This window comes from Serpentinimonas sp. SMBJO2, from assembly GCF_056341105.1.
Genome location: NZ_CP150628.1, coordinates 1437446 through 1452560 on the forward strand (window position 1 = coordinate 1437446; position 15115 = coordinate 1452560).

11 protein-coding genes are annotated in these 15115 nt (G+C 68.6%); 3 read left to right on the forward strand and 8 right to left on the reverse strand.

Going from position 1 to position 15115, the window contains the following annotated elements; all coding sequences use genetic code 11:
- Positions 1-22: 22 nt before the first annotated feature.
- Both AAAZ40_RS06715 and mutY read left to right on the forward strand, forming a co-directional pair.
- On the forward strand, positions 23-2023 hold the full coding sequence (locus AAAZ40_RS06715; RefSeq protein WP_476659641.1) for a dynamin family protein: 2001 nt from the start codon (positions 23-25) through the stop codon (positions 2021-2023).
- 10 nt (positions 2024-2033) lie between these two features.
- Positions 2034-3116, forward strand: coding sequence for an A/G-specific adenine glycosylase (gene mutY / locus AAAZ40_RS06720; protein ID WP_476659642.1), 1083 nt, complete (start codon positions 2034-2036; stop codon positions 3114-3116).
- Here the strand turns inward: mutY and rapZ are convergent.
- Genes rapZ through AAAZ40_RS06735 form a run of 3 tightly spaced genes read right to left on the reverse strand, consistent with a single transcriptional unit; the run spans position 3113 to position 6554 of the window.
- Positions 3113-3982, reverse strand: coding sequence for an RNase adapter RapZ (gene rapZ / locus AAAZ40_RS06725; protein WP_476659643.1), 870 nt, complete (start codon positions 3980-3982; stop codon positions 3113-3115). The two genes, mutY and rapZ, sit on opposite strands and share 4 nt — an antisense overlap.
- Positions 3967-5622, reverse strand: coding sequence for a DNA repair protein RecN (recN, locus tag AAAZ40_RS06730; RefSeq protein ID WP_476659644.1), 1656 nt, complete (start codon positions 5620-5622; stop codon positions 3967-3969). Before recN ends, rapZ begins: the two co-directional genes overlap by 16 nt.
- On the reverse strand, positions 5619-6554 hold the full coding sequence (locus AAAZ40_RS06735) for an NAD kinase (RefSeq protein WP_476659645.1): 936 nt from the start codon (positions 6552-6554) through the stop codon (positions 5619-5621). The genes recN and AAAZ40_RS06735 overlap by 4 nt, the downstream gene beginning before the upstream one ends.
- Before the next feature lie 37 nt (positions 6555-6591).
- Between AAAZ40_RS06735 and hrcA the strand changes: the two genes are divergently transcribed.
- Positions 6592-7632: a heat-inducible transcriptional repressor HrcA gene (hrcA, locus tag AAAZ40_RS06740; RefSeq protein ID WP_476659646.1), complete on the forward strand. Its 1041-nt coding sequence runs from the start codon at positions 6592-6594 to the stop codon at positions 7630-7632.
- Positions 7633-8165: 533 nt separating this feature from the next.
- Here hrcA and AAAZ40_RS06745 read toward each other — a convergent pair.
- From AAAZ40_RS06745 to AAAZ40_RS06765, 5 genes are all read right to left on the reverse strand, one after another.
- Positions 8166-9659, reverse strand: coding sequence for an NAD-dependent succinate-semialdehyde dehydrogenase (locus tag AAAZ40_RS06745; protein ID WP_476659647.1), 1494 nt, complete (start codon positions 9657-9659; stop codon positions 8166-8168).
- Between the two features lie 30 nt (positions 9660-9689).
- Positions 9690-10898 (reverse strand): CaiB/BaiF CoA transferase family protein, encoded by a 1209-nt coding sequence (locus AAAZ40_RS06750; RefSeq protein ID WP_476659648.1) that lies wholly within the window; start codon positions 10896-10898, stop codon positions 9690-9692.
- A 15-nt stretch (positions 10899-10913) separates the two neighbouring features.
- Positions 10914-12107 carry an acyl-CoA dehydrogenase gene (locus AAAZ40_RS06755; RefSeq protein ID WP_294068170.1) on the reverse strand — a complete coding sequence of 398 codons (1194 nt, stop codon included), beginning with the start codon at positions 12105-12107 and terminating at the stop codon, positions 10914-10916.
- A 159-nt stretch (positions 12108-12266) separates the two neighbouring features.
- Positions 12267-13670 carry a 4-aminobutyrate--2-oxoglutarate transaminase gene (gabT, locus tag AAAZ40_RS06760; protein WP_476659649.1) on the reverse strand — a complete coding sequence of 468 codons (1404 nt, stop codon included), beginning with the start codon at positions 13668-13670 and terminating at the stop codon, positions 12267-12269.
- Positions 13671-13740: 70 nt separating this feature from the next.
- Positions 13741-15105: an MBL fold metallo-hydrolase RNA specificity domain-containing protein gene (locus AAAZ40_RS06765; RefSeq protein ID WP_476659650.1), complete on the reverse strand. Its 1365-nt coding sequence runs from the start codon at positions 15103-15105 to the stop codon at positions 13741-13743.
- Positions 15106-15115: the final 10 nt, after the last annotated feature.

A 15115-nucleotide genomic window follows, 5' to 3' on the forward strand; every position in this document is an offset into this window, starting at 1 on the left:
CCGCCAGTGCTATATTGCCCCCATGGAATTCATCCAGCAATTTGATCTGCACAGCCGCTGGCGCCAGCAGCGGGCGCAGGATCTGGCCCGGATCGGGCAGTGGCTCGGCGGCCACGACCTGCTCGACGACGGCGCGCGCGCGCGCTTGGCCCATCTGCAATCCCAATTTGCCAGCGACCGGGTGATGGTGGCTTTCGTGGCCGAGTTTTCACGCGGCAAGTCGGAGCTGATCAACGCCATTTTTTTTGCCGGCTACGGGCGGCGCATCATGCCCGCCAGCGCTGGACGCACCACCATGTGCCCGACCGAACTGGGCTACGAAGCCGGCTTGCCACCTTGTTTGCGCCTGTTGCCGATCGAGACCCGCATGCAGGCGCAATCGCTGCTCGAGTGGCGCAGCGCCCCCGAGCAGTGGCAGCGCATCGACCTCGACGTCAACCAACCCGAGCAACTCGCGCAAGCCATCGAGCAGGTGGCGCAGACGCTGCGGGTGCCGGTCGAGCAGGCGCGTGCGCTCGGTTTCTGGCACGAAGACAACCCCCAAGATAACCCGGTGCCGGGCCCCGATGGCTTGGTGGAGGTGCCGCGCTGGCGCCACGCCCTCATCAACATGGCGCACCCCTTGCTCAAGCAGGGTTTGGTGATCGTCGATACGCCGGGCCTGAACGCGATCGGCACCGAACCCGAGCTCACGGTCGGTATGCTGCCCCAAGCGCATGCCGTGGTGTTCATACTGGCGGCCGACGCGGGGGTGAGCAAGTCCGATCTGGCGATCTGGCGCGAACACCTAGCCCCCTCGGCCGAGCGCGGCGAGTCGCGGCTGGTGGTGCTCAACAAAATCGATGTGCTCTGGGACGAGTTGAGCAGCCCGCAAGCCGTGGAGGCGCAGATCGAACGCCAGCGCCTGCACAGCGCCGAGGTGCTGGGCCTGCAAGGACAGCAAGTGTTTGCGGTCTCGGCCCACAAGGGTCTGCTGGCCAAGGTGCGCCAAGATGCGCAGCTGTTGCAGCAAAGCCGCCTGCCCGAGCTGGAGCGGGCGCTGGCCGATGACGTGCTGGGGCAAAGGCGGCGCCTGTTGCAGTCGGCTTTGCAGCAGGCGGTGCAGCAGTTGCGCACCGAAGTCGAGCGCCAGCTGCAGGTGCGCAGCCACGAGTTCGAAGAACAGGTGCAAGAGCTGCAAACCCTGCGCGGCAAAAACGCGACGGTGATACGGCAAATGCGCGCCCGCATCGAGCTCGAACAAGCCGAATTTGACCAGAGCGCGCTGCGCATCCAAGCCGTGCGCTCGGTGCACCTCAAGACGCTGCGGCTGTTGTTTGCCCAGCTGGGCAGCAACCAGATCAAGGCCGAAGTGGCCGAGTTTGCCCAAGCGCTCAAAAAGCCCGGGGTCAAACTGGGCGTGAAAACGATCTACAAAGACACCTTCGCGCGTCTGCGCAACGGGTTGTCCCAAGCGCAGCACTGGGCCAATGAGGTGCAGGAAATGCTCGCGGGCATGTTTCGCAGCCTCAACGCCGAATATGGTTTTACTTTGCAGGCGCCGCAGCGGCTGGATCTGTCGCGCTTTGTGCGGGCGATCGACGGCATCGAGAACGCGCATTTGCAGTATTTGGGCCTGACCAATCTGCTGCGGCTCACCCAAGCGGGGTTTTGCGAGCGGCTGGCCAAAGCGGTGCTGTCGAGCTTGCGCAAGCTCTACGAGGAAGCGTCGAGCGAAGCCGAAATCTGGAGCAAAACCGCAGCCTCGCAGCTCGATGGCCAACTGCGCGAGCGGCGGCGCAATTTTGCTCGCCGCCTCGAGGCCGTGCACCGCATCCAAGAGGCTGCGGGCAGCTTGGATGAGCGCATCAACGAGCTGCTGGCCCGCCAGGCCGAGATCGAAGCCGAGCAGGCGCGCTGGCTGCAGTTGTGCACCGAGGTGATTCGGCCCGATGCCGAGGAGCTTTCGCTGGTGCCAGACCCTGCCGCCTCGGTCGCCCCCTTGGCGCGGGTTGAACCTGCGCTGTCCTCGGCGACGAGCTGAAGCAGGCCCGGTGGCGCAAGCGCTGTTTTTTGACGCGCTGGTGGCGTGGCAGCGGCGCTTGGGCCGCCACCACCTGCCGTGGCAGGGCACGCGCGATCCGTACCGGGTCTGGCTGTCGGAGATCATGCTGCAGCAAACCCAAGTCGCTACCGTGCGCCCGTATTACGAGCGCTTTGTGCAGCGCTTCCCCGATCTGTGGGCGCTGGCGCAGGCCGAGTCTGACGAGGTGCTGGCGCATTGGAGCGGGCTGGGCTACTACAGCCGGGCGCGGCACTTGCATGCCTGTGCACGACTGGTGGTGCAACAAGGTGGGCGCTGGCCGGGCAGCGCGGCCGAGCTGCAGCGATTGCCTGGCATCGGGGCCAGCACGGCGGCGGCGATAGCGGCCTTTTGCTTTGGCGAGCGGGTTTCGATTCTGGACGGCAACGCGAAGCGCCTGCTGGCGCGGCTGCTGGCCTTTGGGGGCGATCTGGCGCACGCGCCCACCCAGCGCACGCTGTGGCAACAGGCCCAAGGGCTGTTGCCCGAAAATCCCAGCGCCACTGACATGGCCGCCTACACCCAGGGCCTGATGGACTTGGGGGCCCAAATCTGCACCCGCAGCAAGCCGCGCTGCCCCGAATGTCCGGTGGCTGCGCTGTGTCAAGGGCTGGCGCAGCAGCGCGTGGCCGAGCTGCCGCACAAGTCGCGCCGCAGCCCGCGTCGGCTCGAAGACTGGTGGCTGCTGCTGCTTCGCCGCGCCGATGGGGCCATTTGGTTGCAGCAGCGCCCGCCGCGGGGCATTTGGGCCGGCTTGTACGCGCCGCCGGTGCTGGCCACGCAGCAGGCCGCGCTGCAAGCGCCACCCGGTGTGCGCGCGGGGCAAGCGCCCACCCTGCATCCGGTCATCTCGCACAGCCTGACGCACCGCGAACTGCGCCTGCACCCGGTGCAGTGGCAGTGGGCTGTGGATGCGCCAGAGCCCGCATGGGGGCCGGGGCGCTGGCTGCAGTCGCTGGGGCAGCCGCCGGTGGCGCTGCCAGCCCCGATCCGCACGTGGTTGCTCGAACACCTGCCGCCTGCTGCCGGTGCAGGCACGGGCTTTCAAGTTTAAGGGTGGTGCTGCAAGGCGTCGAGTTCGCGGTGCCGCACCTGCACGCTGGCCAGTTCGGCAAAGCCCTGCGCCAAGCGTTCCACCAGATAGACCGAGCGGTGCTGCCCGCCGGTGCAGCCGATGGCCACCGTCACGTAGCTGCGGTGGTCGGCCTCCAGGCGCGGCAGCCAGCGCCTCAGAAAAGCCTCGATCTGCTCTTGCATCGCCGTCACTTCGGCTTCGGCCTGCAAAAACTGCGCCACCGCAGGGTCGCGCCCAGTTAGCAGGCGCAGTTCGGGTTCGTAGTGCGGATTGGGCAGCATGCGCACGTCGAACACAAAATCGGCATCCATCGGCACGCCGCGCTTGAAGGCGAAGGACTCGAACACCAACGTCAAGCGGGCCGGGGGCAGTTGCAGCAGCGCCTTGACCGTGCTGCGCAGGTGCGCGGCCTTGAGTTGGCTGGTGTCGAGCACTTGGGCCTGCTCGCGCAGGTCGCTGAGCAGCTCGCGCTCGAGCTCGATGGCATCGGCCAAGGCGCGACGCTGGTCGCTGCTGTCTTTGAGCGAGAGCGGGTGCAGGCGCCGGGTTTCGGAGAAGCGGCGCACCAGCGTTTCGGTGCTGGTGTCGAGAAACAGCACGGTGAGCGGCAGGCCACGGGCGCGCAGCTGGCGCAGCCGCAAGGGCAGGGTGGGCAGCGCGCGGGCGCTGCGCACGTCGATGGCCACCGCCACGCGCTCGGTGGCTTCGGCCTGCTGCAAGGCGACCAGCGGCTCCAGCAGATCGGGTGGCAGGTTGTCCACGCAGTAAAAACCGGCGTCTTCGAGCGCGTGCAGGGCCACCGATTTGCCCGAGCCCGACATGCCGGTGATCAGGACGAGTTGCATAACAGCTCCTGAGCGTGCGCCAAGGTGGTGTCGGTGAGCTGCTGGCCGCCGAGCATGCGCGCCACTTCGGCCACCCGCTGCGCACCGTCCAGGGGCTCGATCTGGCTGCTGCTGCCTTGCGCGTCTTGCCCTTTGCTCACGCGCAGGTGCTGGTGCGCGCAGGCCGCCACTTGCGCCAGATGGGTCACGGCCAGCACCTGCCGATCGCTCCCCAAGCGGCGCATGAGCTGGCCCACGGTGTGCGCCACCGCGCCGCCGATGCCGCTGTCCACTTCGTCAAAGATCAGCGTCGGGGCGCTGCCGACCTCGCTGGTGCAGACCGAGATCGCCAGCGCGATGCGCGACAGCTCGCCCCCAGAGGCTACCTTGCCCACTGGGCGCGGGGTGCTGCCGGGGTGCGCAGCCACCAAAAACTCGACTTGGTCGAGGCCGTGCGCTTGCGGCTCGGGCAGGGCCTGCAGCCGCACCTCGAAGCGCCCACCGGCCATCCCCAGGCCCTGCATGGCTTGCGTGATGGCGTGCCCAAGCCGCGCCCCGGCCTCGAGGCGCAGGCGGCGCAGGCGCTCGGCCTCGGAGCCAAAACGCGCCTGGGCCTGGTGTTCGGCCTGCTCCAGCGCGGCCAGATCGGCGCTGCGCTCGAGCTCGGCCAGCGCCTGGCGGCCGGCCTGCAGCCGCTCGGCCAGCGCCTGTGGCTCGCAGCGCAGGCGCCGCGCCAGCGCCAGCCACAGGCCTAGGCGTTGGTCCAGCGCCTGCAGCGCCGCTGGGTCGAGTTCGGTGCGCTGGGCGTGCTGTTGCAGGTCGTGGCAGGCGTCATCGACCTGCGCCAGCGCGCTGCTCAGCAGCTCGGCCAGGCCCTGGTAGCGCGGCTCCACGTGTTGCTGCGCTTGCAGAGCTTGCGCGGCGCGGTAGAGCAGGGTGCGGGCGCTGGCTTCGTCTTCGCTCAAGCAGTGCAGCGCCGTTTGCGCCGCCTCCAGCAGCGCTTGCGCGTGCGCCAGCCGCCCGTGCTGCAAGTTGAGCTCTTCCCATTCGCCGGGCAGCGGGGCTAGGCGCTCGAGCTCGGTGAGTTGCCACTGCAGGCGTTCGCGCTCTTGTTGCAGCTGGCTTTGTTGCGTGTGCGCCTGCTCGAGGCTGCGCTGCGCGGCGCGCCAGTCGCTCCAGAGCTGGCGCAAGGCGCGTGCGTCGATGCGGGCGTAGTCGTCGAGCAGCTGGCGCACGGCCTCGGGCCGCGTCAGGCGCTGCCAAGCGTGCTGGCCGTGGATGTCGAGCAGCAGCTCGCCCAGCTCGCGCAACTGGGTCGCGCTGGCGGTGCTGCCGTTGATCCAGGCGCGGCTGCGGCCTTGGGTGTCGAGCTGGCGCTTGAGCCGCAAGGGCTCGCCCGGCTCGCCCTCGAAGCCCTGCTCGGCCAGCCACTCGCAGGCCGCCGCCGTGGGCTCGAATTCGGCCACCACCTCGGTGCGTGCCGCGCCCTCGCGCACCACCGCGGCGTCGGCGCGCGCGCCCAGCGCCAACTGCAGGGCGTCGATGAGGATCGACTTGCCGGCCCCGGTCTCGCCGGTGAGCACGGTAAAGCCTCGCTGCAAATCCAGTTCCAGTTCGCGCACGATCACAAAATCGCGCAGCGCCATGCGTTGCCAGCTCAACCCACGCCCCCTTCGTTCCAGTGCAGCTTGCGCCGCAGGGTGTCAAAATAGCTCCAGCCCAGCGGGTGCAACAGGCACAGTTGGTGCGCCGCGCGCCGCACCACGATGCGGTCGCCATGCAGCAGGCTGGTGAAGCTCTGCATATCAAAGTGTGCGCTGGCGTCGCGCCCCGAGACCACCTCGACCGCGATTTCGCCGCTGGCTGGCAGCACGATCGGGCGGTTGGTGAGCGTGTGCGGCGCGATCGGGGCCATGATCCAGCCGTCGATGGCCGGGTGCAACAGCGGCCCACCGGCCGACAAGGCGTAAGCGGTGCAACCCGTGGGGGTGGCGATCACTAGGCCGTCGGCGCGCTGCTTGGCCACGAAATGGCCATCGACCTCGACCCGCAGCTCCACCATGCTGGGGGCGCTGCCGCGGTTGACCACCACGTCGTTCATGGCGATGGTCTCGAACACGCACGAGCCGTCGCGCCAGACGCTGGCGTGCATCAGCGCGCGCCGGTCTTGCTCGTACTGGCCGTGCAGAATGGCTTGCAAAACCGGGGCGTAGCCCTGCCACGGGATGTCGGTGATAAAGCCCAGTCGGCCTTGGTTGATCCCCACCAGAGGGACTTGCTGGCGCGCCAGCTGGCGCCCGATGCCCAGCATGGTGCCATCGCCCCCGAGCACCAGCGCCAAATCGCAGTGCCGGCCGATCTCGCTCACGTCGAGCACCGGGTAGGTTTCCAGCCCGGTGTTGAGGGCGGTTTCGCGCTCCAGGCTCACGGCGCAGCCCTGTTTGAGCAAAAAATGCGCCAAGGTGTCGATGATGCCGCGCGAACCCAGTGCGTTGTATTTGCCGATCACCGCCACGTGGTGGAAGCGCAGCTCTGCCGCAGGCGGCAGGGCAGCCAGCGGCGGTGCAGCAGGGGTTGAGGCGTGCTGATTCATGTGCAAATTAAAGCACAAGCCCATTAAAATCTTCCTCATGCTCGATGACCGCTCCAAGCACCTGCTCAAAACCCTGGTCGAGCGCTACATCGCCGACGGTCAACCGGTGGGCTCGCGCACCCTGTCGCGTGCGGCCGGGCTGGAGCTCTCGCCCGCGACCATCCGCAACGTCATGAGCGACCTCGAGGATCTCGGCCTGATCGCCAGCCCGCACACCTCGGCGGGCCGGGTGCCCACCGCGCGCGGCTACCGGCTGTTTGTCGATACCATGCTCACCGCCCGGCGCGACGAGCTCCCCGCCGTGGAGTCCATGCCGGCCGCTGCCCTGCATGGCGAGCAACCGCGCCAAGTGCTCAACCAGGCGGCGCAGCTGCTCTCCAGCCTGTCGCATTTCGTGGGCGTGGTGCGGGTGCCCAAGCGCGCCAGCGTCTTCAGGCACATCGAGTTTTTGAGCCTGTCGCAGCGGCGCGTGCTGGTGATTCTGGTCTCGCCCGATGGCGAGGTGCAAAACCACGTCATCCACACCCAGCCCGAGTTTGAACAAAGCCAACTGCAAGAAGCGGCCAATTTTCTCAACGCCCACTACGCCGGCCTGACGCTGAGCGAGGTGCGCGACCGCCTGCGCACCGAAGTCGAGCGCCTGCGTGGTGAGATCGCCGCCCTGATGCTGCAAGCGGTTGAGCTGGGTACCGAAAGCGAGGCGCAGCAAGACGCGGTGCTGGTGGCCGGCGAGCGCAACCTGCTGTCGGTGAGCGATTTTTCGCACGACTTGGGGCAGTTGCGGCGGCTATTCGATATCTTTGAGCAAAAAACCCAGCTCATGCGGCTGCTCGACGTCTCGCACCAGGCCGACGGGGTGCGGATCTTCATCGGCGGCGACAGCCAAGGCGTGCCGTTCGAGGATTTGTCGGTGGTCAGCGCGCCCTACACCGTCGATGGCGCCGTGGTCGGCACCCTGGGCGTGATCGGCCCGCAGCGCATGCCCTACGAGCGCATGATCCAGATCGTGGACATCACCGCCAAGCTGCTGGGCAACGCCCTGAGCCAGCCGCGCCAGGAGTTTCGCAGCCCGCCGTGAGCAGCTGGCGCCCAGCATGGGCCTGCGCGTGCCTGTGCCGGTGGGCGCATGGGCGCCTGTGCCGGCGCTTCCTTGGGCGCTTGTCTGGGCGCTTGGGGATGCAGTAAACTCCAGATCTCTGGGCCTCTAGCTCATGCTTGGTTAGAGCAGCGGACTTAAGCTGCGCCGCCCTGCGGTTCGCAAGAATACGGGCGGCGCGAATGTGGGTTGCCGGTGGGTAAGTTCACTCTGCCTGCCGGTAGAACTGCTCAAATTCGGGGAAACCTCTGCCTTGCTGGCGTGGCAATCCCGAGCGAAACTCCCCCTTGGGGGAGGACGTGTAGAGACTGTACGGGCAGGTCGTAACGACAAGAGACAGTCCAGACCACAAACCCGAAAGGGGTGGCGAAAGCCATAGCTGGTACGCATAATCCGTTGGTGCCGTGTTCGACTCACGGGAGGCCCACCATCTGCCCAAACTTCCAGACCGACGAGGGGGAGGCCGAAGGTCGGTGAAGCCGCGCCCGGCAGAGCTGCTGCAAGCGCCGCAACGCTCAACGCAGCACATCGCCCACGCAGACGTACTTGAGCTCCAGGTATTCGTCGATGCCGTGGTGCGAGCCCTCGCGCCCGAGGCCCGACTGTTTCATGCCGCCAAAGGGCACGTGCTCGGTGGCCAAGATGCCGACGTTGACGCCGACCATGCCGTACTCCAGCGCCTCGCTCATGCGCCAGATGCGGCCCACGTCGCGGCTGTAGAAGTAGCTCGCCAGCCCGAATTCGGTGGCGTTGGCGGCGGCGATGACCTCTTGCTCGGTGTCGAAGCGGAACACCGGGGCCAGCGGGCCGAAGGTCTCTTCGCGTGCGCACAGCATGGCGGCGTGGCAGTCGGCGAGCACGGTGGGGGCAAAGAACTGGCCGCTGCCCAGCGCGCTCAGGCGCTGCCCACCCACCAGCACCCGCGCCCCCTGGGCCTGCGCGTCGTCGAGGTGGCGTTGCACCTTGTCGAGCGCGGCGGGCTCGATCAGCGGCCCGATGGCCACGCCTTCGGCAAAGCCGCTGCCCACTTGCAGCGTGCCGACACGGGCCGCGAATTTCTGCAAAAAAGCCTCGTAGATGCCGGCTTGCACATAAAAGCGGTTGGCGCAGACGCAGGTCTGGCCGGCGTTGCGGTATTTGCTGGCCAGCGCGCCTTCGACCGCGCTGTCGAGGTCGGCGTCGTCAAAGACGATGAAGGGGGCGTTGCCGCCGAGTTCGAGCGCGAGCTTTTTCACCGTCGGCGCGCACTGCGCCATCAGGATGCGCCCGACTTCGGTGGAGCCGGTAAAGCTCAGGTGGCGCACGGTGTCGCTGGCGCACAGCACCTGGCCGATGGCGATCGAGCGCGCGCTGTCGGCACTCAGCACGTTGAGCACGCCCGGTGGCAGGCCGGCGCGCTGGGCCAGTTCGGCGGCGGCGAGCGCGGTCAGGGGCGTGAGTTCGGCCGGTTTGACGATCACCGGGCAGCCCGCCGCCAGCGCCGGCGCCACTTTGCGCGTGATCATGGCCAGCGGAAAGTTCCAGGGCGTGATGGCGGCGCAGACGCCGATGGGCTGCTTGAGCACCAGCAGGCGCCGGTTGGGGTCGAACTGGGGCAGGGTTTCGCCATTGACGCGCTTGGCTTCTTCGGCAAACCATTCGACGAAGCTGGCCCCATAAGCGACTTCGCCCCGGGTTTCGGCCAAGGGTTTGCCTTGTTCTGCGGTCATGAGTCGCGCCAGATCGTCCTGATGCTCCAGCAGCAGTTCGAACCAGCGCCGCAAAATCTGGCTGCGCTGCTTGGCGGTCTGGTTGCGCCAGGCCGGCCAGGCGGTGTGGGCGGCGTCGATCGCCTGCTGGGCCTCGGCCGGCCCGAGGTTGGCGACATCGGCCAGCTTGGCCCCGGTGGCCGGGTCGTGCACGTCAAAGCGCTGGCTGCCGGGCACCCAGCGGCCGTCGATCAGGGCGTCGGTTTTGAGCAGGCTGGGGTCGTGCAGCAGGCTCAGGGGGCAGGAGGTGGGGGTGGGCATGGGGTGACGGGCTCGCTCGTTTGGGGGGGTTCAGGTGCCAGGCAGCGGCTGCCAGTGCGTGTGCTCGGGGCCGAGCGCGGGTGGGGGCAGTGCGGCGCAGGGGCGCTGGCCGTCGAGCAGGATCGGGTGCGCCAGCGCCGGCGGGGTGCCCAGCGCGCCATCCTCCGGCGCCGCTTGCGCGGGCAGGATCAGGCCGCGCGCCGCCACTTGCGGGTGCTCGAGCACCTGCGCCACGTCCAGAATGGGCGCACACGGGATGCCCAGCGCATCCAGATGCGTGCGCCAGTCGGCGGTGTCGCGCTGGCGCAGCACTGGGCCGATGAGCTCGATCAGCTCTTGGCGGTGTTGCACCCGCGCCGGGTTGGTGCCAAAGCGCTGGTCGCGCGCCAGCAGCGGCTGGCCGATGGCCTCGCACAGGCGGTTGAACTGGGCGTCGTTGCCCACGGCCAGCACGAGGTGGCCGTCGCGGGTGGCAAAAACCTGATAGGGCACGATGTTGGGGTGCGCGTTGCCCATGCGGCTGGGCCGGGTGGCGCCGATGAGCTGGTTGCTGGCCTGGTTGGCCAGCATGGCCACTTGCACGTCGAACAAGGCGGCGTCGATCACGCGCCCGCGCCCGGTGCGCCCGCGCTCGTGCAGCGCGGCCAGGATGGCGCTGCAGGCATAGACGCCAGTGAGCAGGTCGGTGACCGCCACCCCCACCTTTTGCGGCTCGCCGTCGGGGTTGCCGGTGATGCTCATCAGGCCGCCTTCGGCCTGGATGGCGAAGTCGTAACCGGCTCGGGGCGAGAGCGGGCCGGTCTGGCCGTAGCCGGTGATGGAGCAGTAGATCAGGCGCGGGTTGAGGGCTTGCAGATTGGGCGCATCCAGCCCATAGCGCGCCAGTTGGCCGACTTTGTAGTTTTCGATCAGCACGTCGGCCTCGCGCGCAAGCTCGCGCACCTGCTCGATGCCTTCGGGCTGGGTCAGGTCGATGGCCACCGAGCGCTTGCCGCGGTTGGCGCAGACGAAGTAGGCCGATAGCCGCTGCTCGCCTTCGCCCCACCAGGGCGGACCCCAGGCGCGGGTGTCGTCGCCGCAGCCGGGGCGCTCGACCTTGATCACGTCGGCGCCGTAGTCGGCCAGTATCTGTGCCGCCCAGGGGCCGGCGAGCACGCGCGAGAGGTCGAGCACGCGCACGCCCTCGAGTGGTCGCACAGGCGTGGCGGCGGGGCTGGCGCTGAAGGGGGCAGGGGGCATGGGGCGTTGGGCTGTTCAGTTGGCAAAAGCGGCGATGCCGGTGATGGCGCGCCCAAGGATGAGGGCGTGCACGTCGTGCGTGCCCTCGTAGGTGTTGACCACTTCGAGGTTGACCAGATGCCGCGCCACCCCGTATGCGTCGCTGATGCCGTTGCCGCCGAGCATGTCGCGCGCCGTGCGGGCGATGTCGAGCGCCTTGCCGCAGCTGTTGCGCTTGAGCAGGCTGGTGAGTTCGATCGCCGCCTGGCCTTGGTCTTTCAGGCGCCCCAGGCGCAGGCAACCTTGCAGGCCGAGCGCGATTTCGCTCACCATATCGGCCAGCTTCTTCTGAATCAGCTGGTTGGCGGCCAGCGGGCGGCCGAACTGCTGCCGCTCGAGCACGTACTGGCGCGCACGGGCGCAGCAGTCTTCGGCCGCGCCCAACGCGCCCCAAGCGATGCCGTAGCGGGCGCTGTTCAGGCAGGTGAAGGGGCCCTTCAGGCCACGCACCTCGGGAAAGGCGTTGGCTTCGGGGCAAAACACGTCCTCCATCACGATCTCGCCGGTGATGCTGGCGCGCAGGCCCACCTTGCCATGAATGGCCGGGGCGCTCAGGCCGTTCCAGCCTTTTTCCAGGATGAAGCCGCGAATGGCGCCTTCATCGTCCTTGGCCCAGACCACGAATACGTCGGCGATCGGGGAGTTGGTGATCCACGTCTTGGCGCCGCTGATCGCGTAACCGCCGGGCACTTTCCTGGCGCGGGTGACCATGCTGCCGGGGTCGGAGCCGTGGTTGGGTTCGGTCAGGCCAAAGCAGCCCACCCACTCGCCGCGGGCCAGCTTGGGCAGGTATTGCTGCTTTTGCGCTTCGGTGCCAAATTCGTGGATCGGCACCATCACCAGCGAGCTTTGCACGCTCATCATCGAGCGGTAGCCCGAATCCACGCGCTCCACCTCCCGCGCCACCAGCCCGTAGCTCACATAATCAAGCCCGGCGCCACCGTAGGCCTCGGGTATGGTGGGCCCCAGCAGACCGAGCGCGCCCATTTCGTTGAAGATGGATCGGTCCGTGCTTTCGTTGCGAAACGCCAGTTGCACCCGCGGCAGCAGTTTTGCTTGGCAATAGGCGTAGGCGGCATCGCGCACGGCGCGCTCGTCGGCGCTGAGCTGGCTGTCGAGCAAAAAGGGGTCGGACCAATCGAAGCGGGGGCTGGAGGATGGAGTGGGCATGAGGGGCTCGCAGGTGGGGTCGCTGCACGCCGTCGCCCGGCGCACCGACGGGCCAAGTTTAGCGCTTGAGGCACCGATGTGGCGACCTGTCGTGTCGCCTCCAAGCCATCGATTTTGGTGCGCACGATTGGCGCAGCGCGAAGCCGTGCGCGGCTTGCCCTACCTGCCCGGTGTGGCGCGGCTGGAGGGCTGCGCCGCGCTCTTGGCCGCCACCAGCGCCGCACCCAGCAACGCCAGCCCTTCGTCGAGCAGGGCGTCGGAGGCGGTGAGCGGCACCAGGATGCGGATCACGTTGGCGTACAGGCCGCACGAGAGCAGCACCAGTCCGCGTGCCAGCGCTTCGGCGCAGACGCGGCGCGTGAGCTCGGGGTCGGGCTGGCGCTGGCCGGGCTGGGTGGCGGGGTGTGCGGCACAATCTGCAGCGGGCGCGGGCGCAAACAGCTCGATCGCCAGCATGGCCCCAAGGCCGCGCACATCACCGATTTCGGGGTGTACCGCCGCCAGCGCCTGCAAGCCGGCGCGCAGCCGCGCCCCCACGGCTTGCGCACGCGGCAACAGTTGCTCTTGCTCGAACACGTCGAGCACCGCCAGCGCGGCCGCGCAGGCCAGCGGGTGCCCGGCGTAGGTGCCGCCCAGGCCGCCGGGAGCGGGGGCGTCCATCAGGTCGGCGCGGCCGATCACGGCCGACAGCGGAAAGCCGCCAGCCATCGACTTGGCCATGGTGATCAGGTCGGGGCAGGCCTGCGGCCCCCACTGTTCGCACGCCAGCCAAGTGCCGGTGCGGCCGGCCCCGGTCTGGATTTCGTCGGCGATGAACACGATGCCGTGGCGCTTGCACAGCGCGTGCAGGGCCTGGGCAAACTCGGGCGGGGCGACGTAAAAGCCGCCTTCGCCCTGCACCGGCTCGAGGAGGATGGCGGCCACGCGCGCGGGCTCGACGTCGTACTTGAACAGGTGGTCGAGCGAGCGCAGCGCGTCGGCCACGCTCACGCCGTGCAGCGGGTTGGGGAATTCGGCGTGGTAAATCTCGGCCGGGAAAGGCCCAAAGCCGCTTTTGTAGGGCGCCACCTTGCCGGTCAGTGCCATCCCGAGCAGGGTGCGGCCGTGAAAGCCGCCGCCAAAGGCGATCAGCGCCGAGCGCCCGGTGGCGGCGCGCGCGATCTTGACCGCGTTTTCCACCGCCTCGGCCCCGGTCGAAAGAAAGAAGGCTTTTTTGGCAAAGTCGCCCGGCGCACGCGCAATCAGGCGCTCGGCCAGTTCCACGTAGGGCTCGTAGGCCAGCACCTGAAAGCAGGTGTGGTGGTACTGCTCGAGCTGGGTCTTGACCGCCTGCACGACGCGCGGGTGCCGGTGCCCGGTGTTGAGCACGGCGATGCCGCCCGCAAAGTCGATGTAGCGCTGGCCTTGCACGTCCCAGACTTCGGCGTTGTCGGCGCGCTCGACGAACACCTCGTAGGTCTGGCCCAGCCCGGCGGGCAGGGCGGCACGGCGGCGCGCCATCAGCGCGGCGTTGGTGGCGGGGGTGGCGGGGGTGGCGGGTGCGGTGCTGGGCGGGGTGTTCATGCGGGGCTGCGGGTTGGGCCAAGGGCGGATTGCAATATCGAAGGGCGGCGTGCGCTCGGGCGGATGGGCCTCACACTTCCCAGGTCGAGCCGTGTTCGGGCACCAGCGCGCTCCAGCGCAGCTCGGTTTCGATGCGGCGGCGCAGCGTGTCGGCGGCATCGGGCTCGCCGTGGATGACGAAGGCGCGTTGCGGCTGGCCGGGGATGGCGCGCAGCCAGTTCAGCAGCTGTGGCGCGTCGGCGTGTGCCGAGGAGGCGTGCAGTTGCAGCACCTCGGCGCGCACCGGCCAGTCCTGGCCGTGGATGCGCAGGCTGCTGCCACCCTGGGCGAGCGTGGCCCCGCGCGTGCCGGCGGCCTGAAAGCCGGTGAGCAGCACCAGGTTGCGGTGGTCGCCCAAATACAGCTGCAGGTGGTGCAGCACGCGGCCACCGGTGGCCATGCCGCTGGCGGACAGGATGATTTTCGGGCCGTGCTGTTGCGCAATGGCCTTGGACTGGTCGGCGCTGCGCGTCATGGTGGCGGCGCGCGCCATGGCGCTGCATTCGGCCGCGCTCAGGCGGTGCTCGCCCAGGTGCTGGGCAAACAGCTCGGTGCTCTCGATCGCCATCGGGCTGTCGAGGTACACCGGCAGCGACGCGGGGATGCGCCCCTGCTGCTTGAGCACGACGATGGCGTGCAGCAGCGCCTGCGCGCGCCCGACCGCAAACACCGGGGCGACCACGGTGCCGCCCCGTGCCGCCACGCGCTGCAGCGGCTCGGCCATTTCATCGACTAGGTTCTCGCTGGGGTGCTCGCGGTTGCCGTAGGTGGATTCGACGAACACCGCGTCTGCCCCCGGTGGCGCTTCGGGCGGGAACATGAGCAGGTCGTCGCAGCGCCCGAGGTCGCCGGAAAACAGCAGCCGCCGCCCCCCGACTTCGAGGCACAGGCTGGAAGCGCCCAAAATGTGCCCGGCCCCATGAAAACGTGCCTGCCAGCCCGGCAGCGGTTCGAACAGGCGCAGCGGCGCCACGGTTCGCAGCTGCTTGAGGCACTTGCGCGCGTCTTGCTCGGTGTAGAGCGGCAGCGCCGGCTGGTGTTTGGAAAAACCCTTGCGGTTGGCGTAGAGCGCGTCTTCTTCCTGGATGTGGCCGCTGTCGGGCAGCAGGATGCGGCACAGGTCGCGCGTGCCCGGCGTGCACCAGACCGGGCCGCGGTAGCCCTGGCGCACCAGCAGCGGCAGATAGCCGCTGTGGTCGAGGTGCGCGTGCGTGAGGGCCACGGCGTCGATGCCGCCGGCGGCCACCGGCAGCGCCGCCCAGTTGCGCAGCCGCAGCTGTTTGTAGCCCTGAAACAGGCCGCAATCGACCAGCAGGCTGCGGCCCGCGTGCTGCACCAAAAACTTGGAGCCGGTGACCGTGCCGGCGCCGCCCAGGAAAGTGACTTGGACGCTCATGCGCCCATTT

Excerpts from the sequence above, each read along its gene's own strand:
- AAAZ40_RS06715 (WP_476659641.1), top strand. The coding sequence starts at position 23 with ATGGAATTCATCCAGCAATTTGATCTGCACAGCCGCTGGCGCCAGCAG.
- rapZ (WP_476659643.1), bottom strand. The coding sequence starts at position 3,982 with ATGCAACTCGTCCTGATCACCGGCATGTCGGGCTCGGGCAAATCGGTG.
- AAAZ40_RS06735 (WP_476659645.1), bottom strand. The coding sequence starts at position 6,554 with ATGAATCAGCACGCCTCAACCCCTGCTGCACCGCCGCTGGCTGCCCTG.
- hrcA (WP_476659646.1), top strand. The coding sequence starts at position 6,592 with ATGCTCGATGACCGCTCCAAGCACCTGCTCAAAACCCTGGTCGAGCGC.
- AAAZ40_RS06745 (WP_476659647.1), bottom strand. The coding sequence starts at position 9,659 with ATGCCCACCCCCACCTCCTGCCCCCTGAGCCTGCTGCACGACCCCAGC.
- AAAZ40_RS06750 (WP_476659648.1), bottom strand. The coding sequence starts at position 10,898 with ATGCCCCCTGCCCCCTTCAGCGCCAGCCCCGCCGCCACGCCTGTGCGA.
- AAAZ40_RS06755 (WP_294068170.1), bottom strand. The coding sequence starts at position 12,107 with ATGCCCACTCCATCCTCCAGCCCCCGCTTCGATTGGTCCGACCCCTTT.
- gabT (WP_476659649.1), bottom strand. The coding sequence starts at position 13,670 with ATGAACACCCCGCCCAGCACCGCACCCGCCACCCCCGCCACCCCCGCC.
- AAAZ40_RS06765 (WP_476659650.1), bottom strand. The coding sequence starts at position 15,105 with ATGAGCGTCCAAGTCACTTTCCTGGGCGGCGCCGGCACGGTCACCGGC.